This is a genomic window from Paenibacillus sp. YAE3, from assembly GCF_057546105.1.
This window is the reverse complement of record NZ_BAAIYF010000013.1, coordinates 15155-36769: the sequence shown is the minus strand read 5'-3', so window position 1 is coordinate 36769 and position 21615 is coordinate 15155. Positions and strand designations below refer to the sequence as shown.

Sequence of the window (21615 nt, the reverse complement as noted above, 5' to 3'; positions counted from 1 at the left end):
GCCCCCTCGCTAAATGTGGATTCGGACGGTAGCGTTCATGCCGGGAACGAGCCCGAGACCTTTGTAGCCTTCGATCGTGATAATAATCGGAACGACTTGCGTCACTTTCGTGTAGTTGGCGTTGGAATTCGTCGTCGGAAACATCGAAAACGTCGAGGCGGTCGCCAGTCCGATTTGATCGATTTTGCCCGTCAGCGTCGTATCCGGAAAGGCATCGACATAGACGTCGACCGTTTGTCCGACTTTGATTTTGTCCAGCTTCGTTTCTTCAATGTTGGCGGTGATCCACAGATTGTTCAAATTATAAGCCCTTGCCAGCGTCGTGCCGGGCGCGACATACGTATGGGGAAGAGCGTTCTGCTGTACGATCGTGGAACTGAGCGGAAACGTAATGTCCGTGCGGGTTCCTTGCGCGACGATGCTTCCCACCACTTCGCCCGTTTGGTAATAATGCCCGACCTGCCCGTTCCAGCTCGCCAGCTTTCCGGCCGCCGGCGCGTTAATGGAAACAGCCTGTCCCGTCACCTGCGCATTGTCGGTTTTCACGTAATTCGACGTCTGGTTGTAATAGTAGATCGCCGCACCGCCCAACGCGAGCACGATGATGACGACAAGAACATTGACGAGAAGTGCGCGAGAGTTCATACGTGTTAGTCTCCTCCTAATCTTGGGTAGCTGGTTGCAGCCAGATAAAGTGAGCATCCCCTAAATGGGGAAATCATATTCAGCGTTGTCGATTTTTGCATCCGGCCGCCATGCACATGGATAAATGAAAGGGGAATGGGGATAAATAAGGAATCAAAGCATGAGTAAGGGGGATCATCCGCATGAAAATATACGTGGTTTATGACAGCGAAAATGGACATACCGAAGCGCTTGCCCGTTCCGTGGCCGAAGGTGCCCGCGAAGTCGAAGGAGCGGAAACGGAGATCGCCCATGTCAATGAGGCGGATATTTACAAGCTGGAAGGCATGGACGCCATCATCTGGGGCTGCCCGGGGCATTTCGGGACGATCAGCGCCGGGCTGAAGACATGGATCGATCGTCTGGGGTATTTATGGGCCCAGGGCAAGCTGATCGGAAAAGTGGGCGGCGTATTTTGCACGACCGCTACCGTTCACGGCGGCCTGGAGTCGACGTTAATCAACCTGATTACGCCGATGCTTCATAACGGCATGATCATCGTCGGGCTCCCGAGCGACATTCCGGAAAATGCCCTTTACGGCTCTTATTATGGCGTTGGCGTCACCTGCCCCGTCGAGCTGTCCGATGACGATCCGAAAAACCTGCCCAGCGAAAACGACTTGATTCTGGGGCGCGCTTTGGGCAGACGGGTGGCTGAGGTAACCAAACGGCTGGTTGCTTCATCGGCCTCAAGGTAGGGTGAATGAACGATGGTCATTGCATTCGTGGTGCTCGCCATTGCAGCGCTTGTTTTTCTTTTCGTCTATAACTCCCGTGCCGCCAAACGGGCCGGCAAACGCAAGGAAATAAAGGAACCTGCAAAGCAAGAAGCGGCTAAAACGCCCGAAGCTCCGCCTGCGATGTCCATTCAGGATCTTCCTCCGGAGGTCGGGCCCCCGGCCGCGGCTCCGTCTGAACCTTCAAGGACGGTCGCGCCAAGGGCCGCGGACCGGACGGCGCTGGCGGAAGCCGAATCGGAGGCGCACCGGTCCGCAAGCGAAGGCGACCGGGCCTATCGTGAGGCGCTGCGCAAGTTTGCGGGGTATGCTCCGGAAGAAGTCCGGCAGGAGAAGACGGAAGCAAAGCCGGACCCCAGCTCCGACGATGCTTACCGCGAAGCGCTGCGGGCCATGGCGCGCAAACAGCAAAACAAAGGGGACTCCTGAACGGAGCTCCGAGCCTCAAAAAGCAGCCGCAGCGGACATAAGCCGCGGGCTGTTTTTTTGATTGGGGCAATCATTGTGAAAGACCGCGGCAAGTGGTATTTTTAAAAGGTACATATTTACAGTGGTTCGATCGCAATTTCGGTAAGGAGGAAAACATGACCGCGGCAATGATCGTCTTTTTATGCGTGATCGTCATCCTGCTGCTTCTTTTCGGAGCAAGCATATATTTCTATAATGTAGGCATTAAACGAAGCCGGAAGGATTTCCTGGAAACCGATCCGGCGCTGGTAAAAGTGGATCATCCGTGGGAACACGCGGAGGAATGGCTGAGCAGCCAGCCTGTTGAGACCGTGCATATTCAAGGAGAGGACGGACTGCCGCTGACGGGATATTACATCCCTGCGCCCCGGCCGTCGAACCGGACGGCGATCGTGGTACACGGATATAACAGCCAAGGACGGGAAATGGGCGCTTTCGCCAAGCTGTACAGCGACATGGGGTTCCATGTCCTGATGCCGGATAACCGCGGACACGGGCAAAGCGGCGGGGATTACATCGGTTTCGGCTGGCATGACCGCAGGGACGTCGTTCAGTGGATCCGTTATATGTTGGAGCGAAGCGGGCCCGAAATGCAGATTACGCTGCACGGCGTCTCGATGGGCGGGGCAACGGTATTGATGGCCAGCGGCGAGCAGCTCCCCGACCAGGTAAAATGCATCGTCTCCGACTGCGCCTACACTTCGATCAAGGACATTTTGACGTACCAGCTGAAGCAGATGTACAAGCTGCCCCCGTTTCCCCTTTTGCCTGTAACCAGTCTGGTGTCCAAGCTCCGGGCAGGTTATTTTTTCGGTGAAGGTTCGGCTTTGAAGCAGGTCGCCAAAACGCGCCTCCCCATTTTGTTCATCCATGGCGATAAGGACGCGTTTGTTCCTTTTTCAATGGTTCATCGCCTCGCAGCGGCGGCCGGAGGGGAAACCGATTTGTATGTCGTGCCTGCCGCGGTCCATGCGAATGCCTATTTTGTGGACAAGAAGGAATATGCGCATCGCATAAGCCGTTTTGTGGAGCGCTATTTGTCCCCTGTGCCAGAAAAAGCGGAAAAACAGCCGGTCGTGTAAGCAAAACAGCAATCGGCGCCGGATCAAAAAAGAAGCCCCCGAACCGCATGGACGTTGTACGTCCGGTGCGGTCCCGGGGGCTTTTATGGTTCAAAGGATTATTTGGTTTCGATAATCAGCGGGACAAGCTCCTGCTTGTTGACGTCCACCAAGCCAAGATCGGTAATTTTGGCTGCCGGAATGACCGGGAGCGTGACGACGATCATGCGGTGGATCGGGTTTTTGCCCGGCATGACTTCGGCCTGGATGATCTCGATGAATTCTTTGATTTTCGGCGCGAACGTTTCGCCTTCCTCCAAGCTCATCAGCCCTGCAAGCGGGAGCGGAAGGAATGCGATCACCTTGCCGTTTTTGACGGCGATCATGCCGCCGTTGCGCTTGCGCAGCTCGTTGGCCGCCATGACCATATCGTCGGTGTTGACGCCAAGCACGGCCAGATGGTGGCTGTCATGGGCAACCGTCGTCGCTACCGCGCCTTCGATAATGCCGAAGCCTGCCGTCAGCCCGAGCGCCTTATTGTTGTTCAGCCCATGGCGATGCCATACGGCAACGCGGTTCAGAGGCCCTTTATGTCCGTCATATGCTTCCGGGACAAGCTGTCCGTCTTTGACCGGCAGCACGGTTTCGATGAATCCGGTAGGAAGGCCGGGCGCAAAATCGTATTCGATGACGCGTACGCGCGCTTCGGTGGCGTTCGGGTCGTCGACGTCCAGGCGCAAATCGTCGGCGTGGATTTCCGGCAGGTGCACGGTTTGCAAATACGCCTGCGGCGGCTCCAGATGCTGCTGGCGTTTGATCAGCTTGCCTTCTTTGACGATCGCTTCGCCGCCGATGAAAACGTCGGAGACGTTCATCGTTTCAAGCGCGTCGACCAGCACGATGTCGGCAAGGCGTCCCGGGGCGATGGCTCCGACATCCTTGCGGTTCAGGCGGTTTGCGGCGTTCAGTGTCGCATATCGGATGGCGTCCACGGCTGGAATGCCTTCTTCGATGGCACGGACCACGACGTGGTTGATATGGCCCCGGTCGATCAGGTCGGATGCCAGCACGTCATCGGTGCAGAGCGTAACGTTCGGCAGGTACCCTTTGCCGGCGATCGCCTTGGCGACTTCGGCCATATTCAGCGAAAAGGAGCTTTCGCGAATGTCCACGATCATGCCGGCGCGAAGTTTGGCGATCGCTTCTTCCATGGTGCGGCATTCATGGTCGGAGTCCGGTCCGGCGACGAGGTAAGCCGACAGCTCGCGGCCGACGACCGTCGGCGCGTGTCCCTGCGGAATTTTACCGGCGCGTTCATTGGCTTCGAGGATGCCCATCATGCGCGGGTCCTCGTGAATGACGCCGTGATAGTTCATCACTTCGGCCACGCCGTCGATGCCGTCCCAGGTCAACATGCGTTCGATGACCTCGGGCGTGAAATCGGCCCCGCCCGTTTCGACCGCCGGGGCGGACGGCACGCAGGACGGCGCCAGCGTCATGACGCGCAGGTCCAGCACTTTGCTGGCTTCGACCATGTAACGAACGCCTTCCTCGCCCAGGACGTTGCCGATTTCATGCGGATCGGTCACGATCAGCGTCGTGCCGTGAGGCAGCACGGCTTCCGCGTAATGGGCCGGCGTCAGCATGCTGCTTTCGATGTGCAAATGCGTATCGATCAGTCCGGGAACGGCGAACTTGCCTTGCCCGTCGATGGTTTCGTTGGCTTCAAGCTCCGTTTCGCCCGGCGCGGTAACGTGAACGATGGTGCCGTCCGCGATGCCGATGGCAGCCGGGTAAATTTCGCCGGTAAAAACGTTGACCAGCCGAATGTTGTTGATCGCTAAATCCAGTGGATGATCGCCGCGCGCGGCGGCAATAAGTTTGCGGTTCATGCTGAATCGATCTCCTTATCCCAGATTATTTGAGCCAGAGGTAGTAGATAAGCGGAATGCACAAAATCCATAACCCGATATGGATATCGCGGAATTTGCCCAGGAATACTTTGATGACGACGTAAGACAAAATGCCGAATACGATACCGTTCGCCAAGCTGAACGTAAGTCCCGCAGAGATGACGGTGAGCAAAGCGGGAAGGGATTCTTCCCATTCGTCCATATCGATGTTCTTCAGTGTGGCGAGCATGGACAAGCCGATGACGATCAGGGCCGGAGCCGTAGCCGCGCTGGGAATGAGCAGGATGAGCGGCGTAACGAACAAAGCGAGCAGGAACACAACTCCCGTCGTGACGGCCGTGAGGCCCGTGCGTCCGCCGGCTTCGACGCCGCTCGCGGATTCGATGTACGTCGTGATGGTCGTTTGTCCGAGCAAGGATCCGCCCACCGTCGCGATCCCGTCGACGATAAACGGCTTTTTGATATCCGGAAGATTCCCTTCCTTGTCGAGCAGGTTCGCTTTCGCTCCTACGCCGAGCACGGTGCCCATGGTGGAAAAGAATTCCCCCGTGAAAAAGGTAAACATCAGCGGGAAAAACGCAAGCTTCAAGGCCCCGGGAATATCGACCTGAAAGATGATCGAAGACGGATCCGGCGGCAGGGAGAATAAATCCCCGAAGGAATGCGGAAGCTTCGTAATGCCCATCGGTATTCCGATGGCGGACGTGATAATGATCCCGATGAAAACGGCCGCCTTTAATTTGCGCGCCATCAGGCCGATGATGATGACCAGCCCGATCAGGGAAAGCAGCACGGTCGGCGAATGCAAGCTGCCGAGCGTGAGCGTTCCGGTTTTGTTTTGTACGATGATGCCTGCATTGGCAAAGCCGGTGCCGATGATGAACAAGCCGACGGCCGCGCCAATGGCATGCTTGATATTTTTAGGAATGATGCGGGATATCGTTTCGCGCAGCCCCAAGAAGGTGAGAAGCAGGAACACCACGCCGGAGATGAACACCATCCCGAGTCCCTGCTGCCATGTCGCGAGGCCTGCGGCCACGATGCTGTAGGCAAAAAATACGTTTCCGCCCATGCCGGGCGCTACGCCAAACGGCCGTTTCGCGTAAAGTCCCATAATAATGCTGAACAGGCCGGATGCCAGCAGCACCGTGACCATGACGGCACCCTGATCCATGCCTGCGGCTTTCATCAAGTCCGGTTGGACGACAATGATGTATGCCATCGTGACGAACGTGGTGAGACCGGCGAGAATTTCGGTTTTCACGTTCGTCTTATAATGGCTGAGCTTAAAAAAGCGGTCTAACCAAGATAATCTCGTGCTGTTCATGATTGCTGGAGGACTCCTTTGTCTGGTTGTGTTTTCGTCTTCTGCCTTGTAACTATACCATGTACATTTTGAACGCGTCAAAGAAAAAAGCGAACTTTGTGCAATATCATAGTCATTAATGTTCGTATTTACAGAAAAAAAGGAGCCGGGAAAACCTGAGAACAGAGCTTTACGGGTATACATAGAAATTTTGTTGCAGCAGTGATATGGTGTATAGAAGCAAAGAAGAGTATGCAGAAGATCCGGTATGAGCGGGGATATTTTGCATCAGCTTGAAAACCGAGACAGGATTGGAGCAGGAAGACATGCAGATGACCGAACAGCTTATTGAGTGGTTGGGCCGCTATGGGGCGGATGCGGACGGCGGAGTGACCCGTCTTTTATATACGCGTTCCTGGAAGGAAGCGCAGGAGGCATTGGCGGAAAAAATGAAATCGCTTGGGCTTGAACCCGCTTTCGACGATGCCGGCAATTTGTTCGGACGGCTGCAGGGCACGGATGGGGACAGCGAGTGCATTTTGACCGGTTCGCACGTGGACACCGTGCAGCGCGGGGGGAAATACGACGGAGCGTACGGGATCGTGGCCGGAATCGCGGCGCTGGCTCGCCTGCGCGAGAAATACGGAGCGCCGAAAAAAACGATCGAGGTCGTGGCTTTTTGCGAAGAGGAAGGCAGCCGGTTCCCTTATAACTATTGGGGATCGACATTTCTGACCGGCGCTGCGGGTTACAAGGATGTGGAGCATGCGCGGGACCAGCAGGGAATTTCTTTCATGGAGGCGATGAAGGCGGCGGGCTTCGGGCCCGGAAGCCGGGGGCGCGGGGCGCGGACGGATATCGGCGCCTTTATCGAGCTGCATATCGAGCAAGGAGCGATCTTGGAGCAGGAAGGGCAGACGATCGGCATCGTCGAGCAAATCGTCGGTTTGCAGCGTTATACCGTCCGCGTGAAAGGAGAGGCGAACCATGCGGGGACGACGCCGATGTCGTACCGCAGGGATGCGATGCGGGCGGCCGGCGAGATGGTGGCCGCGGTCATGGACGGCGCGGATCAGATCGGTGCGCCGCTTGTAGCGACGGTCGGGCGCATGGAGCTGATTCCCGGCACGCCTAACGTCATCCCGGGGGAAGTCATCTTCACCATGGACATCCGCCATCCCGACGGGGCACGGCTGGAAGAGGCTTGCGCCCATTTCGTCGGCCTGCTGCATGAGGTTGCCGGGCGGCGCAACGTCGATATCGAGACCGAACGTTGGATGAATACTGCGCCGATTGCCATGGACGCGGAGCTTACGGATGCCATCGAGCGGATCTGCAGATCGCGGGATTTGCCGTACCGCCGGATGCCGAGCGGCGCAGGCCATGACGCCCAAATCTTGGCGGCCTGCTGCCGGACGGCCATGGTTTTTGTCCCGAGCCGAAAAGGCATCAGCCATTCGCCGCTGGAATATACGGAACCCGAACATTTGGAAGCCGGCGTTCAGGTGCTGACCGATTTGCTGCACCAGCTTGCGTATTAGCCATAATCCCTATGAAAAAGCCCCGCCCTGATTGACATCAGGAGCGGGGCTTTTATTTGCCGCACGGGGCTTACTTCAGCGGCTGCTGGTTCACGTAGCTGTCGGACAGCTTCAGCAGCTTGAGCGCGCGATTGAATTCATCTTTGGTCGTTCCTTTGCCGATCGAATCGTTTCCGCTCAGCGGGTATTGTGTGCCATCCTCATATCCGCTGCCGGACATGAACATCGCGTTGTCGTTCAAGAACGATCCGGAAGGCAGGTAATACCGCTGCGGGAGCAAATTATAGGTCTGGTTCAGCAGGTCCTGTCCGAAATGGATGTGATCCTTCAAGGAAACGCCGAGCAGGTTGGCCACCGTCGGCATAATGTCGGTTTGTCCGCCGACCTCCTCGCGGATTTGCTCGTGCGGAACGCCGCTGCCGGCAATGATCAGCGGAATGTTCAGCATGTCGGTGTACGAATATTCATGCCCGTAAATTTCTTTCATGAGCTCTTTATCGTCATGGTCCAGGGAATAAATCGGCAGTCCCATATGGTCTCCGTATATGACGATCAGGCTGTCGTCCCAGAGCCCTTTTTGCTTCAAATCCTCGATGAAAAGCCCCAAAGCGTAATCGGCATAATTTTGCGCCCGGATGTAGTCTCCGACAAAAGTGCCTTGGTAACGTTCAGGCAGTTCCATTTTGTATTTTCGGGCCGGAATCGTAAACGGGTGATGCGCCGACATCGAGATGATTTGGGCGTAAAAAGGTTTGTCCCCCCTGTCGAGCTCCTGCAGCTTCTTGGCAGTCTTCGCGTACAGCACCTCGTCGGAAGCGCCGAAGAATACCAGATCGTCTTCCCCGAAATAAGACTGGTCGTAATAATGCTGGAAGCCAAGCGAGGAATACAGCTCCTCCCGGTTCCAGAAATGCACCTTGTTGGTGTGCAGCGTAAGCGTATTGTAGCCGTTTTGCTCCAACAGACGCGGCAGGCTTGGCAGCTTTTTGTCCACGTAACGTTGGGTGGCGGCTCCGTCCGGCGGAATGTAGAAGGAGGTGTTGACCACGAATTCCGCATCCGACGTATTTCCTTGTCCGACTTGTTGGTTAAAGTTCGAGAAGTAGAGCTGCTCCTTGGCAAGCTTGTTCATGTTCGGCGTAATCTCTTTGCCGTCGATTTTCAGGCCGATCAGGAAATTCTGGAACGATTCCAACTGAATGATGATCAGGTTTTTCCCTTTGGCATTCCCGAAATATTTGGGATGGTCCGGCACCGTAATGCCCTTCAGCTTGTCGATGTCGGCCTGATGGATGTTTTCCAGCGGAATGAGCGGCTCTTTCTTCTGCGAAAAAATCGTATAAGCCTCATAGTTGAGAATGCCCATTTGCTGGGCTTTTTTGATTTCGTTCATGCTGGCCCGGTTCGGCAAAATGTTAAACAGGCAGACGACCAGGCACAAGATGAAGACGACGGATACGACGCTTTTTTTCGGCTTGCGCTTGATGCTGATTCTCCATTCCTTGACCTTGCGGCTTTTCAGCAAAAGCACGAGCAGCACGATAATATCGGCAAACACAAGCAGATAATACGGGTCCATCAGCGAGAACACGCTGCTTTTGACCTCGGTTACCTGGTTGACCTGCGCCAAGGCATGGTAGTTGACGATGACGCCGTAGTACTTGAAATACATGATGACTGCGAAAAAAACGCCGGTGAGTATGATGTTTACGATCGTATAGGCCATGAGCTTGCGCTTGGAGGCGCACCATTCGATCAGGCAAAACAGCAGCCATATGAAAGGGATTTCCGTGATCAGCACCCTCCAGGGCAGCCAATCTCCAAACGTTACGGCCCAGGCAAGGTACCCTTTCAACAGCAGAATGATCGTAAAGATCGCAAACGGCTTTTTTAAAATTTGGGCAATGGATTCACGTGACACGATACGACTTCCCTCCGTTGAGAAAAACAACTAGCCGCCCAAACGGGCAGCGAAGCAGGTGATGGATGCGGATTTTCGGAGCTTCGTGATTCAAAAAACTTGCAAAATTCCGGATCGTAATAAAAATATTATGCCCCTCGCCAGATCAGAAGTCAAAACCGAGGACAAAACATTTCAAGGCAAATTCGGGGTAAAAAGCCGCTTCGCGGCCAACAACAAAAAGCATCCGGCCTTCCGGAAGAAAATAGGTTTGCCGTAAGGGGCAAATTTCTTCCGGGAAAACGGATGCTTGTAAAAAATGATTGAGACCGGATTAGATGACGCCTTGGGCGATCATTGCGTCAGCCACTTTGACGAAGCCGGCAATGTTGGCGCCGACCACGAGGTTGCCCGGGTAGCCGTATTGTTCGGCCGCTTGGGCGCTGTTGTTGTAAATGTTGATCATGATTTGATGCAGCTTTTCGTCGACTTCTTCGAACGTCCAGGACGTACGGATGCTGTTTTGGGACATTTCGAGCGCGGACACCGCTACGCCGCCGGCGTTGGCCGCTTTGGCCGGTCCGAACAGAACGCCGTTTTCAAGGAATACGTCGATGGCGGCCAGCGTCGAAGGCATGTTGGCGCCTTCCGCCACGGCTTTGACGCCGTTGGCTACAAGCAGCTTCGCCGCGTTTTCGTCGATTTCGTTTTGGGTCGCGCAAGGCAGGGCGATGTCGCAAGGGATCGTCCAGATGTCCGAGCAGCCTTCGAAATATTTTGCGCCCGGATGCAGCTTCACGTATTCGCTGATCCGCTTTCTTTCGACTTCCTTCAGCTGTTTCACCGTTTCGAAATCGATGCCTTCCGGATCGTACACGTAACCGGCGGAATCGCTGCATGCCACGACTTTCGCGCCGAATTGGTTCGCTTTCTGGATGGCGTAAATAGCCACGTTGCCGGAGCCGGAAACGACGACCGTTTTGCCTTCGAGGCTGTCGCCCTTCGCTTTCAGCATTTCGTTGACGAAATATACCGTGCCGTAGCCCGTCGCTTCAGGACGAGCCAAGCTTCCGCCGTAAGTGATGCCTTTTCCCGTCAGGACGCCGGCTTCGTTGCCGCTGCGAATGCGCTTGTACTGGCCGAACATAAATCCGATCTCGCGGGCGCCTACCCCGATATCGCCGGCAGGAACGTCAACGTCCGATCCGATGTATTTGTACAGCTCGGTCATGAAGCTTTGGGTAAAGCGCATGACTTCGGCGTCCGATTTGCCTTTCGGGTCAAAATCCGAACCGCCTTTACCGCCGCCGATCGGCTGGCCTGTCAGGGAGTTTTTCAAAATTTGCTCAAAACCGAGAAATTTGATGATGCTGGAGTTTACAGAGGGGTGAAAGCGAAGTCCGCCCTTGTAAGGGCCAATAGCGCTGTTGAATTGAACGCGGTAGCCGCGGTTGACGCGCACGATTCCTTGATCGTCTACCCAAGGAACTCGGAAGGTAATCAGTCTTTCAGGCTCAACCAGTCTTTCCAGAATGCCGTTCTCCATGTATTTGGGCTCTTTGGCCAGCACGGGAACGAGCGAGTCGAGGATTTCCTTGACGGCCTGATGGAATTCGCTTTCGTTCGGGTTCCTTTTACACACCGTTTCGAAGACTTCATTGACATACGTTTTGGCTTTCTTTTCCGCAGGCAGTTCTACATGCAAAAATGTCATTGGCTTCTCTCCTTATCCCTGGATTCAAAATTACAGAATGCTGAAGCATTAAGAAAATCTTGCTTAAGGCTTACGCATTCTGTAAGCATGAATCTGTATTTAAACAAGAATTATACACGAGAGTGCCGGAAATCTTCAACCCTTTAATACTTTAAACAGGCAATATTTTTTTGGCTTCCGGAAACATTTTGGACAACTTTTTGGAAGGAACACCCTTTTTATGGGAAGGAGAGGTAGGCTGCGGGAAGAGCGATGTGGTATGATATTGAAAAAAACAGGGGAACGGGTGATCCCATTGACTGGCGAAGAAACGAAAAGCAACGTCGTACATATTTCGGTTAGGCCGCTCGTGGAATATGTATTCAGCAGCGGGAGCATCGATTCCGGTTTCCGGACCTCGGCCGCGATGCATGAGGGCACCCGGATTCATCAGCAGGTGCAGCGGGCGTACCGGGAAGGGGATCATAAAGAAGTATATCTTAAAACCGAAATCCCGTTTGACGGCATTATATATCAAATCGAAGGAAGATGCGACGGTTTGATCGTCACGGACGAGGGACTGACCGTCGACGAAATCAAATCGACCTCGGCCGGACTGGACATGCTTGAGGACGGGCGAGCCGTCCATTGGGCCCAGGCGGAGGTATACGCTTATATTGTAGCAAAGGATCAGGGGTTGGAGCGCGTGGGCGTTCAGCTCACTTACGTAGACGCCAAAACGGGGGAGGAAAGGCGGTTCAAACGCACCCGCACCTTCGGCGAGCTGACGGAAATCGTGACGGATGTCGTCAGGCGGTACGCCCCCTACGCCGCCCTGCGGCTCGAAAATGCACGTCTCAGGGATGAGAGCATCCGGGCGCTGCCGTTTCCTTTTCCCGCATACCGCGAAGGGCAGAGAAAGCTGGCCGGGTCGGTGTACGGGGCGATCATGGAAAAGAAAAAGCTGCTGGCCAAAGCGCCGACCGGGATCGGCAAAACGATGTCCACCCTGTTTCCGTCCGTGAAAGCGATTGGCGAAGGACTGCTCGGGCAAATCTTTTACCTGACGGCAAGAACCATTACCCGGACCGCCGCGGAGCAGGCGTTAGGCCTGATGCAGGAGAAGGGGCTGCGCCTGCAGTCCGTCACGATCACCGCCAAGGAGAAGGTCTGCTTTCAGGAGGAGACCGTATGCACGAAGGAAGCCTGTCCGTATGCGGACGGTTATTACGACCGGATTAACGGCGCGGTGCTCGACATTCTCGCAAACGAAACGATCATGACGCGGGAGGTGCTTGAGCGGTACGCCAGGAAGCATAGGGTCTGCCCCTTCGAGTTTTCGCTTGACGCGGCATATGCGGCGGATGCGGTCATTTGCGATTACAATTACGTTTTTGATCCGCGCGTGTCGTTCAAAAGGCTGATGGAAGAGCAAAAACGGCGTACGGTGCTGCTGGTGGACGAAGCGCATAACCTGGTCGATCGGGGACGGGAGATGTTCTCGGCCGACATCGGCAAAGCCGGCTTTCTTCAGCTGAAACGGGATTACAAGCAGCGCAACCGGGCCGTTGCCCAGGCCGCGGACGCCGTCAACAAATACTTCATCGAATTTCGGAAGGCTTGCGGCGACGAACGGACGCATGTGTCCGAAGAAGCTCCCGAGGAGCTGGTTCGTCTCCTGGAGGCCTTTGCAGGCGAGGCCGAACGGGAACTGGCCGCGGGCCCGGGAGAACAGCAGCTTCTGCTGGAAACGTATTTTGCCGCCCAAAACTTCATCCGCACGTCCAAGCTGTACGACGAACGGTACGTGACCTACGCGGAGATTCTGCACAGCGACGTCACGATCCGGATGTTTTGCCTGGACCCTTCCTATTTGCTGGCGCAGGCGGAGAAAGGGTATCGTTCGACGGTATTTTTCTCGGCGACGTTGACGCCGCTTTCCTATTATCGGGATATGCTGGGGGCGGACGCGGACGATTATGCCGTCTCGATCCCATCGCCCTTCAAGAAGGAGCAGCTTGACGTGCAGATTCACCCGCTGTCCACCAGGTACCGCGACCGGGAGCGGACGCGCGAAGCGCTGGCCGATTTGCTCTACCGGCTGGTTTCCGGAAAACGGGGCAATTATATGCTCTTTTTCCCTTCCTACCAATATTTGCAGAGCGTGTATGAAGTTTTCGCCATGAAATATCCGGACGTCGGGACGATCGTGCAGGGGCCCGGCATGGCCGAAGAGGAGCGGGAGCGTTTCCTGTCCGCTTTCCAGGCGGATAATCGCGATACGTTGGCCGGGTTTGCCGTGCTCGGAGGCATTTTCTCGGAAGGCATCGACCTGCAGGGAGACCGCCTGATCGGCGTGGCCGTCGTCGGCGTCGGGCTGCCCCAGCTCGGGCTGGAGCGGAACTTGATCCGGGACCATTTTCATCGTGCGGGCAAAAGCGGCTACGATTACGCTTACGTTCTGCCCGGCATGAACAAAGTGCTGCAGGCCGGGGGCAGGCTGATCCGCTCGGAGCGGGATACCGGGGTTTTGATGCTGATTGACGACCGGTTTACGCAGCCGCATTACCGGGCGCTGCTTCCGGAGGAATGGAAGAGCTAGGCGAAAGCGGATGAAATCCGTAGCCAACCCTTCCGAACGTCCTGTATGATAGGGAATAAATACGGAAAAAGGTGGGATCTGGCATGGCGCTTCAGATCGGAATCATCGGGACAGGCTGGTTCAGCAAGGTACACGCGGATTTGCTGTCCGCAGCCGAGGGCGTAAAGGTTCGGGCTTTTTTGGGGACCAGCAAGGAGAAGGCGGAGCATGCGGCGCAGCCCTACGGGGCTGCCGGATATGGGGACCTGACGGAAATGCTGGAAACGGAGCGGCTGGACGCGGCATACGTTTGCGTGCCCCCGATGTCGCACGGAGCGATCGAACGGGAGCTGATCCGGCGCCGCATCCCGTTTTTGACGGAGAAACCGCTCGGACTGGATACGGACGTTCCGCGGAGCATCCTGGCAGGGGTTGAGGAAGCCGGTTTGCTCACTTTGGTCGGGTATCATTTCCGCTACCAGTCCAACATGGATAAAATGAAGGAACTTTTGCGTCAGCAGAAGGCGGGCATGGTTCTCGGCCGCTGGATGGACGGCATGCCCGGCGTTTCCTGGTGGAGGAAGCAGAACGGTTCTGGAGGGCAGTTCATCGAACAAACCACGCATCTGGTAGATTTGCTTCGTTACTTGGCCGGCGAGGTGGAGGAAGTGTATGCGCTGTACGGCAATCGAGTCAAGCACGAACAGGAGGAAGGCGTGGAAGTCGCGGATGTCGGCACGGTCACGCTCAAGCTGAAAAGCGGTCTGGTCGCCAATATTTCCAATACGTGCGTGCTGCCGGAGGGAACCGAAGCGGACGGCGTGGGACTGGCCGTTTATACCGATGGGGGAGTGCTGGATTGGAATCCGCGGCGCTTATCCTGGATCAGGCCGGGCGAGCGGACGGAATACCGGGAGCCTTCGAATCCTTACCAAAAAGAAACGGAAGCGTTCCTCCATGCGCTGCGCACGGGTGATCGCTCCCGGATTCGTTCCGATTATGCCGACGCGTACAAGACGCAGGCCGTCACCTGCGCCGCGCTGGAATCGGCGGGTACCGGAAAGCCGGTACGCGTCAATTACGAGTGAAATCGTTCCATCTGATGCCCCTCTTACGTAATGGCCGTCATGAAGGTTGCCACGCCGAGCGTAAACAAGGCGGCCAGAATCATCGAAATGCTGGAGATCGTTCCGGACAAGGCGCTCATCTCGAAGGCTTTCGAGGTGCCTGCGCCGTGCGAGCTGGTGCCGTACAAGATGCCTCGGGCAACCTCGCTTTCGATTTTGAACAGGCGAAGCACGAACGGCCCGATCACGGGACCGAGAAGCCCGGAAATGATGACGAACACGGCGGTGATGTTCGGCACGCCGCCAAGGACCTGCGAAACGTTCATCGCGATCGGCGTCGTGATGGAGCGGGGAATCATGCTCGTGACGAGCGATCCGCTGAGATGAAGCCATTTGGCGAGAAACGCCGATGAGACCATAGCCATGCACGAACCCGCAAGCACGCTGACGATAATTTCGACGGCGTGTTTTTTGAGTACCTTGAAGTTTTTGTACAAAGGCACCGCAAACGCGACCGTCGCCGGCTGCAGCATGGTGCTCAGCCATTTGCCCCCCGAATTGTAGGATTCATAAGGAATATTCGCCCAGATCAAAATAAGGACAAGGATGATGGGCGTAACCAGGAGCGGCGATAAATAAATTTTTCGGTATTTGCCGTAAACGCGCTTGGACGCGAAATAAATGCCGAGCGTAACGAGCAGGCAGACAAAGCCGATCATCGCGAAGCCCTCCGTTCTTTTTGTTTGGCGATTCGGGATGCAAGCAGCCCCGAACTGGCCATGACGATGAATGTGCTGAAAATGACTACGATCAAGATGCGGACGCCGTCGTTTTCCATCATCGGGATATATTTCATGATGCCGACAGCCGCGGGAATGAAGAACAAAAGCAGCTCCGCAAGCAGCCAATTGGCGCCGAGCTCGATCCATTCCAGGCGGAGGATGCCGGTTTCCAGCAAAACAAACACCACGACAATCCCCAGAATGCTGCCTGGAATCGGCAAATGCAAAAGTCCGGCCAGCTTGTTCATCAGCAGCGAGAATGCCATGAGCGCCGCAACCTGCACCGTTCCTTTGATTATGTTGTTCACAGGGATTCTCTCCTTTCATTTACGTGAAAATTTTACACCCCTTATTTTCATGAGTAAAATGAATTAAAAGAATGATGACCATTCCTTTTATCTATAGAAAACAAGATCGCGTCCGAACGCGGGCAATTGGGAAATACCGCTGCAGATCAGGCGTTTTGAAAGGAGTTTGAGACTTGAGATGGACATCAGGCAATTGCAGTATTTTATGGAGGTAGCCCGGCTGCAGAGCTTTACGAAAGCGGCGGAAACGCTGTACATCACGCAGCCGACCATCAGCAAAACGATCCGCAACATCGAGGAGGAACTTGGCGTGACCCTGTTTGACCGCTCCGGCAAAAAGGTGGTTCTAACCGATGCCGGCCGGATTATTTACGAGCAGGCGCAGCCGATCGTGAAGTCGTTTCAAAGCTTGTCCTCCGAGCTCGGCGATTTGAAAAACCTGAAGAAGGGGCATATCCGCCTCGGCCTGCCGCCCATGGTCGGATCGAGCTTTTTCCCGGAAGTGATCGGGCAGTTCCATCAGAAATATCCGCAGGTGACGATGCAGATCTTTGAAGACGGGGCCAAAAAGGTAGAGGTCGACGTGGAGAGCGGTTTGCTCGACATCGGCGTCGTGGTGCTGCCGATCGACGACGCGCTGTTCCACTCGTTTTCGTTCGTCAGGGAAAACCTGATGCTGCTGGTGCATCCCTCCCACCGCCTTGCGGATCGCGAGTGCGCCCGCCTCGCCGATCTGGCGGAAGAGAACTTCGTGCTGTTCCGGGAGGATTTTGCGCTGCACGACCGGATCATCACCGAATGCGTCAAGGTCGGCTTCCAGCCGCATATCGTTTATGAAAGCTCCCAATGGGACCTGATCAGCGGCATGGTAGCTGCGAATTTGGGCATCGCCTTGCTGCCGGAAACGATATGCCGGGAAATCAACCGGGAGCGGATCCGGATTATGCCGCTGGTGGAACCGGTCATTCCGTGGCAGCTTGGGATGATCTGGCGCAAGGACCGTTACCTGTCCTATGCCGCGCGGGAATGGATCGCATTTACGCAGGGGATATTGATGGAAGACAAGGGGTAGCAGCTCTTCGTATTTTACATATGTTTTAATTGACATAAAAATCGGAGCGGATATATAATTAGGTTGCCTATTTAATTGGTAACCTAATTATTTTTTGCGCGGGCAAACATTCTTCATAGCACACCTGAGGAAAGGAGGATGATATGCGTCATGAACGGCGATAACAACAACCGGCAGGGACCTTGCTACGAGGATCCCGAGCTGCAGGGGCATGATCGGCATCACGAAACCGTCGTCCAGCTGCTTCAGGCGGTCATGCGGTTTAGCAGGGGCAAATTTCGCCACCGGGTGGTCGAAGGATTGAAGCTCAGCGAGATGGGGCTGATGGTTCTGCTTATGCGGCATGTCGAGCCGGGCGCACCGGGACTTAAAGTGTCCGAGATCAGCTCGATGCTGCGGGTCACCTCTCCGACCGTCACCCAGTTTGTCAAAGCGCTGGAGAAGAAAAAATGGATTGAGCGGACCCCGGATGAGGCGGATCGAAGGGTCGTGCGGATCAAGCTCAGCGAGGAGGGGCGGGACGTGATTTTGCAAGCCCGCAAGGCGACGATCCATTCCTTCCGGGGGCTGGTCGATTACCTGGGCATCGAGGAGAGCGAGAAGCTGTCCGAGCTGCTGAACAAGGCCTATAAGTATTATGAAAGCAAAAAGAAGGATGATTCATCGGATGGAGGTGAAGTGCCGACATGCTGAAGCTGTTTCGGAATTTGAAGCCTTACAGAGGGCCGATTCTGTTCGTTTTTTTGCTCGTGTTCATCCAATCGATGTCGGACCTGTATTTGCCTACGCTGATGTCCGACATCGTGGACAAAGGCATCACGCACGGAGATATCCCTTATATTTGGAAAATCGGCAGCTTTATGCTGCTGGTGGCCTTGGGCGGGGCTTTCTGCTCCATCGGAGCCAGTTACCTGTCGGCCAAGGTGGCGGGCGGTTTCGCCAAAAATTTGCGCAGCCGCGTCTTTCGGCATGTCCAGCATTTTTCGCTGCAGGAATTCGATAAGCTGGGCACCGCCTCGCTGATCACGCGCACGACCAACGACATTACGCAAATGCAGCAGGTGCTGACGATGATTCTGCGGATGATGATCAGCGCCCCGATGATGTGCATCGGCGGGATCATTATGGCCGTTTCGAAGGATGCGACGCTGTCGCTCGTGATCGTCGTGATCGTGCCGGTGCTGGCCGGGGCCATTTTCATCATTGCGGGCAAAGGGCTGCCGCTCTTTAAAGCGATGCAGGTCAAGCTGGATAAGCTGAACCGCGTTTTGCGCGAGAACTTGACCGGCATACGCGTCATCCGTTCCTTTAACCGCATCGAACATGAACAGAAGCGTTTTAATGAAGCCAACTACGATTTGACGCAAACGGCGGTCAAAGTCAACAAAATCATGGCGGCCATGATGCCGATCATGATGCTCGTCATGAACTTCTCGACGATCGCCATCGTCTGGTTCGGCGGCATCCGGATCAGCGAGGGCCACATGCAGGTCGGCGCATTAATGGCGTTTATCCAGTACGCGATGCAGATCATGTTTTCGCTGATCATGGTATCGGTCATTTTCGTGATGGTGCCCCGCGCATCCGCGTCGGCGACCCGGATCAACGAGGTGCTGGACATGGAGCCGCAAATCGTCGATCCTGCCGAACCGGCCGCCGAAAGCAAAGAAACGGAGAAACGCGGTTATCTCGAGTTCCGGGATGTGACGTTCAGTTACCCGGGCGCCGAGCAGCCGGCGATTCGCCAAATTTCCTTTAGCGCCGCTCCGGGCGAAACGACCGCGATCATTGGGGGCACCGGTTCCGGCAAATCGACGCTGCTCAGCTTGATCCCGCGTTTTTACGATGCGGAAAGCGGCAGCGTGCTGGTGGACGGCCGGGACGTCAAGGACATGACCCAAGAGGAGCTTCGCGCCAAAATCGGTTATGTCCCGCAAAATGCGGTCCTGTTTACGGGCACGATCGCGGACAACCTCCGCTACGGCAAAGCCGACGCAACCGACGAGGAGCTGCGCCAGGCCGCGGACATCGCGCAGGCGACCGAGTTTATTTCCAAAATGAAGGACGGTTTCGAGTCCGAGATTTCCCAAGGCGGAACCAACGTGTCCGGTGGGCAGAAGCAGCGTTTGTCCATCGCCCGGGCGCTCGTCCGAAAACCCGAAATTTATTTGTTCGACGACAGTTTCTCCGCGCTTGACTTCAAGACGGACGCCAAGCTGCGCGCAGCGCTGAAGGAAGTGACGGGGGACGCAACCGTTCTGATCGTGGCCCAGCGGGCCAGCACGGTCATGGATGCCGACCGGATCATCGTGCTGGACGAAGGGCGCGTGGCCGGCATCGGCAAACACCGCGAGCTGATGGAAACCTGCGACGTATACCGTGAAATCGTATCCTCGCAGCTGTCGGAGGAGGAGATCGCATGAGCGAACATAGAAAACATCCCGGAAGCCGGCCTCCGGGCCCACGCCATCCCGGCGGCCACCCCGGACAGATGATGCCGGCCGAAAAGGCCAAAGATTTTAAAGGCACGCTGCGCAGGCTCCTTGGCTATCTGCGGCCGCGCCGCGTTGCGCTGGCGGTCATCTTCCTGATGGCGATCCTCAGCACCGTGTTCAGCATCGTCAGCCCGAAAATTTTGGGAGAGGCGACGACCACGCTGTTTGAAGGCATCCTGGCCAAAACGCAACACGTGCCGGGCGCTTCCATCGATTTCGGCTACATTACGGAAATCTTGCTCTGGCTGATCGGACTGTATCTGTTCAGCGCCGTGTTCAGTTATGCGCAGCAGTATATGATGGCCGGCGTGGCGCAAAAGGTCGTGTACGACATGCGCGAGCAGATCAACCGCAAGCTGTCGCGGCTGCCGCTCAAATATTTCGATTCGAAAACGCATGGCGAAATTCTCAGCCGCGCGACCAACGACGTGGACAACATCAGCACGACGCTGCAGCAGAGCTTGACGCAGCTGATGACGTCGATCGTCACCCTGGTCGGGGTCATCGTGATGATGCTGACGATCAGCCCTTGGCTGACGCTTATTCTGATCGTAACGCTGCCGCTGAGCTTTATCGTGATCCGGATGATCGCATCGCGGTCCCAGAAGCATTTTATGGGCCAGCAGCGTTCCCTCGGCCAGCTGAACGGGCATGTCGAGGAAATGTACACCGGCCATAAAATCATCAAGGCGTTCGGCCGCGAGGACGAATCCGTGGCGACGTTCAACGAAATCAACGACAAGCTGTACCATTCGGGCTGGAAAGCCCAGTTCATCTCCGGCATGATCATGCCGATGATGTCCTTTATCGGCAACATCGGTTACGTGCTCGTCTGCGTCGTCGGCGGCATTTTCGTCACGCATAAAACGATCACCATCGGGGACGTGCAGGCCTTCATTCAATACGCGAGACAGTTCACGCAGCCGATCATGCAGACGGCGAATATCGCCAACGTCATTCAATCGACGATCGCTTCGGCGGAACGCGTCTTCGAGCTCCTCGACGAGCAGGAGGAGGTGCCGGAAGCGGCCGATGCGGTCGAACTGAAGAACCCGAAAGGCGCGGTCGCCTTCGAGCACGTGAAGTTTGGCTACAATGAAGGCGAAACGCTGATCGAGGACATGAACATCGACGTCAAGCCGGGACAGACGATTGCGATCGTCGGGCCGACCGGCGCCGGCAAAACGACGCTCATCAACCTGCTGATGCGTTTCTATGAAATCAATGACGGCGCGATTACGATCGACGGCGTCAATATCACGAAGCTGAAGCGCGGCAACCTGCGGAGCATTTTCGGAATGGTACTGCAGGATACGTGGCTGTTTAACGGCACGATCCGCGAAAATATCGCTTACGGCCGCAGCGGCGCGACCGAGGAGGAAGTGGTGGAGGCGGCGAAAGCAGCCCATGCCGACCACTTTATTCGGACGCTGCCGGACGGCTACGAGACGGTCCTCAATGAGGAAGCTTCGAACATTTCGCAGGGGCAGAAGCAGCTGCTGACGATCGCCCGCGCCATTTTGGCCGATCCGTCCATTCTGATTCTCGACGAAGCGACAAGCAGCGTCGATACCCGGACCGAGGTTTATATCCAAAAAGCGATGAACGAGCTGATGAAAGGCCGCACCAGCTTTGTCATCGCGCACCGCCTGTCCACGATCCGCGACGCCGATTTGATTTTGGTCATGAACGGCGGCAGCGTCATCGAAAAGGGCACGCACGAGGAACTGCTGGCGAAAGGCGGCTTCTACGCCGATCTGTACAACAGCCAGTTTACGGGCGGAAAAGCGCAGCATGTAGGCTGATGCGGTAGAAAGAGATTTCCAGATTTACGCATAATCTATAAATGATGAACGCTCCGAATATACGGGGCGTTCTTTTTTGGCGAATTACAAGGGATTCCCATTTTGGGAACCCTGTAAAATAACGGAGTCACCGCCGCAGAATTCAAGGCATGCGGGAGGGGTTATTTTGCGCATAAAGGTTTACGGATGGTTTTTTTTAGAT

17 protein-coding genes are annotated in these 21615 nt (G+C 55.7%); 10 read left to right on the top strand and 7 right to left on the bottom strand.

Annotated elements, in window-relative coordinates; genetic code table 11:
- Positions 1 to 9: 9 nt before the first annotated feature.
- Positions 10 to 645 (bottom strand): HlyD family secretion protein, encoded by a 636-nt coding sequence (locus tag AC27KL_RS22335; protein ID WP_036706245.1) that lies wholly within the window; start codon positions 643 to 645, stop codon positions 10 to 12.
- Between the two features lie 182 nt (positions 646 to 827).
- On the opposite strand from AC27KL_RS22335, the gene AC27KL_RS22330 reads away from it, so the two are divergent.
- From AC27KL_RS22330 to AC27KL_RS22320, 3 genes are all read left to right on the top strand, one after another.
- Entirely contained in the window at positions 828 to 1382 is a 555-nt protein-coding gene (locus tag AC27KL_RS22330) for an NAD(P)H-dependent oxidoreductase (RefSeq protein WP_212951126.1), read from the top strand.
- A gap of 12 nt (positions 1383 to 1394) precedes the next feature.
- Positions 1395 to 1850, top strand: a complete 456-nt coding sequence (locus AC27KL_RS22325; protein WP_487171102.1) for a hypothetical protein — start codon at positions 1395 to 1397, stop codon at positions 1848 to 1850.
- A gap of 155 nt (positions 1851 to 2005) precedes the next feature.
- Positions 2006 to 2971 (top strand): alpha/beta hydrolase, encoded by a 966-nt coding sequence (locus AC27KL_RS22320; protein WP_487171101.1) that lies wholly within the window; start codon positions 2006 to 2008, stop codon positions 2969 to 2971.
- Positions 2972 to 3069: 98 nt separating this feature from the next.
- Here AC27KL_RS22320 and ade read toward each other — a convergent pair whose 3' ends face one another.
- Both ade and AC27KL_RS22310 read right to left on the bottom strand, forming a co-directional pair.
- On the bottom strand, positions 3070 to 4842 hold the full coding sequence (gene ade / locus AC27KL_RS22315; RefSeq protein WP_487171100.1) for an adenine deaminase: 1773 nt from the start codon (positions 4840 to 4842) through the stop codon (positions 3070 to 3072).
- A gap of 25 nt (positions 4843 to 4867) precedes the next feature.
- A complete protein-coding gene (locus AC27KL_RS22310; RefSeq protein ID WP_487171099.1) occupies positions 4868 to 6190 on the bottom strand; it encodes an NCS2 family permease in 1323 nt (440 codons plus the stop codon).
- A 272-nt stretch (positions 6191 to 6462) separates the two neighbouring features.
- On the opposite strand from AC27KL_RS22310, the gene allC reads away from it, so the two are divergent.
- Positions 6463 to 7710 carry an allantoate deiminase gene (gene allC, locus AC27KL_RS22305; protein WP_487171098.1) on the top strand — a complete coding sequence of 416 codons (1248 nt, stop codon included), beginning with the start codon at positions 6463 to 6465 and terminating at the stop codon, positions 7708 to 7710.
- A gap of 70 nt (positions 7711 to 7780) precedes the next feature.
- On the opposite strand, the gene AC27KL_RS22300 is transcribed toward allC, so the two are convergent.
- Together AC27KL_RS22300 and gdhA are read right to left on the bottom strand one after the other, a co-directional pair.
- A complete protein-coding gene (locus AC27KL_RS22300) occupies positions 7781 to 9634 on the bottom strand; it encodes an LTA synthase family protein (RefSeq protein WP_487171205.1) in 1854 nt (617 codons plus the stop codon).
- 310 nt (positions 9635 to 9944) lie between these two features.
- Positions 9945 to 11324: an NADP-specific glutamate dehydrogenase gene (gene gdhA, locus AC27KL_RS22295; RefSeq protein WP_487171097.1), complete on the bottom strand. Its 1380-nt coding sequence runs from the start codon at positions 11322 to 11324 to the stop codon at positions 9945 to 9947.
- A 286-nt stretch (positions 11325 to 11610) separates the two neighbouring features.
- Between gdhA and AC27KL_RS22290 the strand changes: the two genes are divergently transcribed.
- Both AC27KL_RS22290 and AC27KL_RS22285 read left to right on the top strand, forming a co-directional pair.
- Positions 11611 to 13905: a helicase C-terminal domain-containing protein gene (locus AC27KL_RS22290; RefSeq protein ID WP_487171096.1), complete on the top strand. Its 2295-nt coding sequence runs from the start codon at positions 11611 to 11613 to the stop codon at positions 13903 to 13905.
- Positions 13906 to 13988: 83 nt separating this feature from the next.
- Positions 13989 to 14972 (top strand): Gfo/Idh/MocA family protein, encoded by a 984-nt coding sequence (locus AC27KL_RS22285; RefSeq protein ID WP_487171095.1) that lies wholly within the window; start codon positions 13989 to 13991, stop codon positions 14970 to 14972.
- Positions 14973 to 14995: 23 nt separating this feature from the next.
- Here the strand turns inward: AC27KL_RS22285 and AC27KL_RS22280 are convergent, their stop codons facing one another.
- Both AC27KL_RS22280 and AC27KL_RS22275 read right to left on the bottom strand, forming a co-directional pair.
- Positions 14996 to 15670, bottom strand: coding sequence for a CidB/LrgB family autolysis modulator (locus tag AC27KL_RS22280; RefSeq protein WP_036706257.1), 675 nt, complete (start codon positions 15668 to 15670; stop codon positions 14996 to 14998).
- The gene (locus AC27KL_RS22275; protein WP_487171094.1) at positions 15667 to 16041 is read right to left on the bottom strand and encodes a CidA/LrgA family holin-like protein; all 375 of its coding nucleotides are present in this window, start codon (positions 16039 to 16041) and stop codon (positions 15667 to 15669) included. The genes AC27KL_RS22280 and AC27KL_RS22275 overlap by 4 nt, the downstream gene beginning before the upstream one ends.
- Positions 16042 to 16219: 178 nt before the next feature.
- Here AC27KL_RS22275 and cidR point away from each other — a divergent pair, with 178 nt between their 5' ends.
- The 4 genes from cidR (at position 16220) to AC27KL_RS22255 (ending at position 21413) form a co-directional block, all read left to right on the top strand.
- Positions 16220 to 17113, top strand: coding sequence for a cidABC operon transcriptional activator CidR (gene cidR / locus AC27KL_RS22270; RefSeq protein ID WP_487171093.1), 894 nt, complete (start codon positions 16220 to 16222; stop codon positions 17111 to 17113).
- 150 nt (positions 17114 to 17263) lie between these two features.
- The gene (locus AC27KL_RS22265; protein ID WP_487171092.1) at positions 17264 to 17806 is read left to right on the top strand and encodes a MarR family winged helix-turn-helix transcriptional regulator; all 543 of its coding nucleotides are present in this window, start codon (positions 17264 to 17266) and stop codon (positions 17804 to 17806) included.
- The gene (locus AC27KL_RS22260) at positions 17800 to 19536 is read left to right on the top strand and encodes an ABC transporter ATP-binding protein (protein WP_487171091.1); all 1737 of its coding nucleotides are present in this window, start codon (positions 17800 to 17802) and stop codon (positions 19534 to 19536) included. Before AC27KL_RS22265 ends, AC27KL_RS22260 begins: the two co-directional genes overlap by 7 nt.
- The gene (locus AC27KL_RS22255; protein WP_341000413.1) at positions 19533 to 21413 is read left to right on the top strand and encodes an ABC transporter ATP-binding protein; all 1881 of its coding nucleotides are present in this window, start codon (positions 19533 to 19535) and stop codon (positions 21411 to 21413) included. The genes AC27KL_RS22260 and AC27KL_RS22255 overlap by 4 nt, the downstream gene beginning before the upstream one ends.
- Positions 21414 to 21615: the final 202 nt, after the last annotated feature.

Coding starts and splice junctions, on each gene's coding strand:
- AC27KL_RS22320 (WP_487171101.1), top strand. CDS start 2,006: ATGACCGCGGCAATGATCGTCTTTTTATGCGTGATCGTCATCCTGCTG.
- gdhA (WP_487171097.1), bottom strand. CDS start 11,324: ATGACATTTTTGCATGTAGAACTGCCTGCGGAAAAGAAAGCCAAAACG.
- AC27KL_RS22255 (WP_341000413.1), top strand. CDS start 19,533: ATGAGCGAACATAGAAAACATCCCGGAAGCCGGCCTCCGGGCCCACGC.
- AC27KL_RS22285 (WP_487171095.1), top strand. CDS start 13,989: ATGGCGCTTCAGATCGGAATCATCGGGACAGGCTGGTTCAGCAAGGTA.
- AC27KL_RS22335 (WP_036706245.1), bottom strand. CDS start 645: ATGAACTCTCGCGCACTTCTCGTCAATGTTCTTGTCGTCATCATCGTG.
- AC27KL_RS22330 (WP_212951126.1), top strand. CDS start 828: ATGAAAATATACGTGGTTTATGACAGCGAAAATGGACATACCGAAGCG.
- cidR (WP_487171093.1), top strand. CDS start 16,220: ATGGACATCAGGCAATTGCAGTATTTTATGGAGGTAGCCCGGCTGCAG.
- AC27KL_RS22265 (WP_487171092.1), top strand. CDS start 17,264: ATGAACGGCGATAACAACAACCGGCAGGGACCTTGCTACGAGGATCCC.
- ade (WP_487171100.1), bottom strand. CDS start 4,842: ATGAACCGCAAACTTATTGCCGCCGCGCGCGGCGATCATCCACTGGAT.
- AC27KL_RS22310 (WP_487171099.1), bottom strand. CDS start 6,190: ATGAACAGCACGAGATTATCTTGGTTAGACCGCTTTTTTAAGCTCAGC.
- AC27KL_RS22260 (WP_487171091.1), top strand. CDS start 17,800: ATGCTGAAGCTGTTTCGGAATTTGAAGCCTTACAGAGGGCCGATTCTG.
- AC27KL_RS22325 (WP_487171102.1), top strand. CDS start 1,395: ATGGTCATTGCATTCGTGGTGCTCGCCATTGCAGCGCTTGTTTTTCTT.
- AC27KL_RS22280 (WP_036706257.1), bottom strand. CDS start 15,670: ATGATCGGCTTTGTCTGCCTGCTCGTTACGCTCGGCATTTATTTCGCG.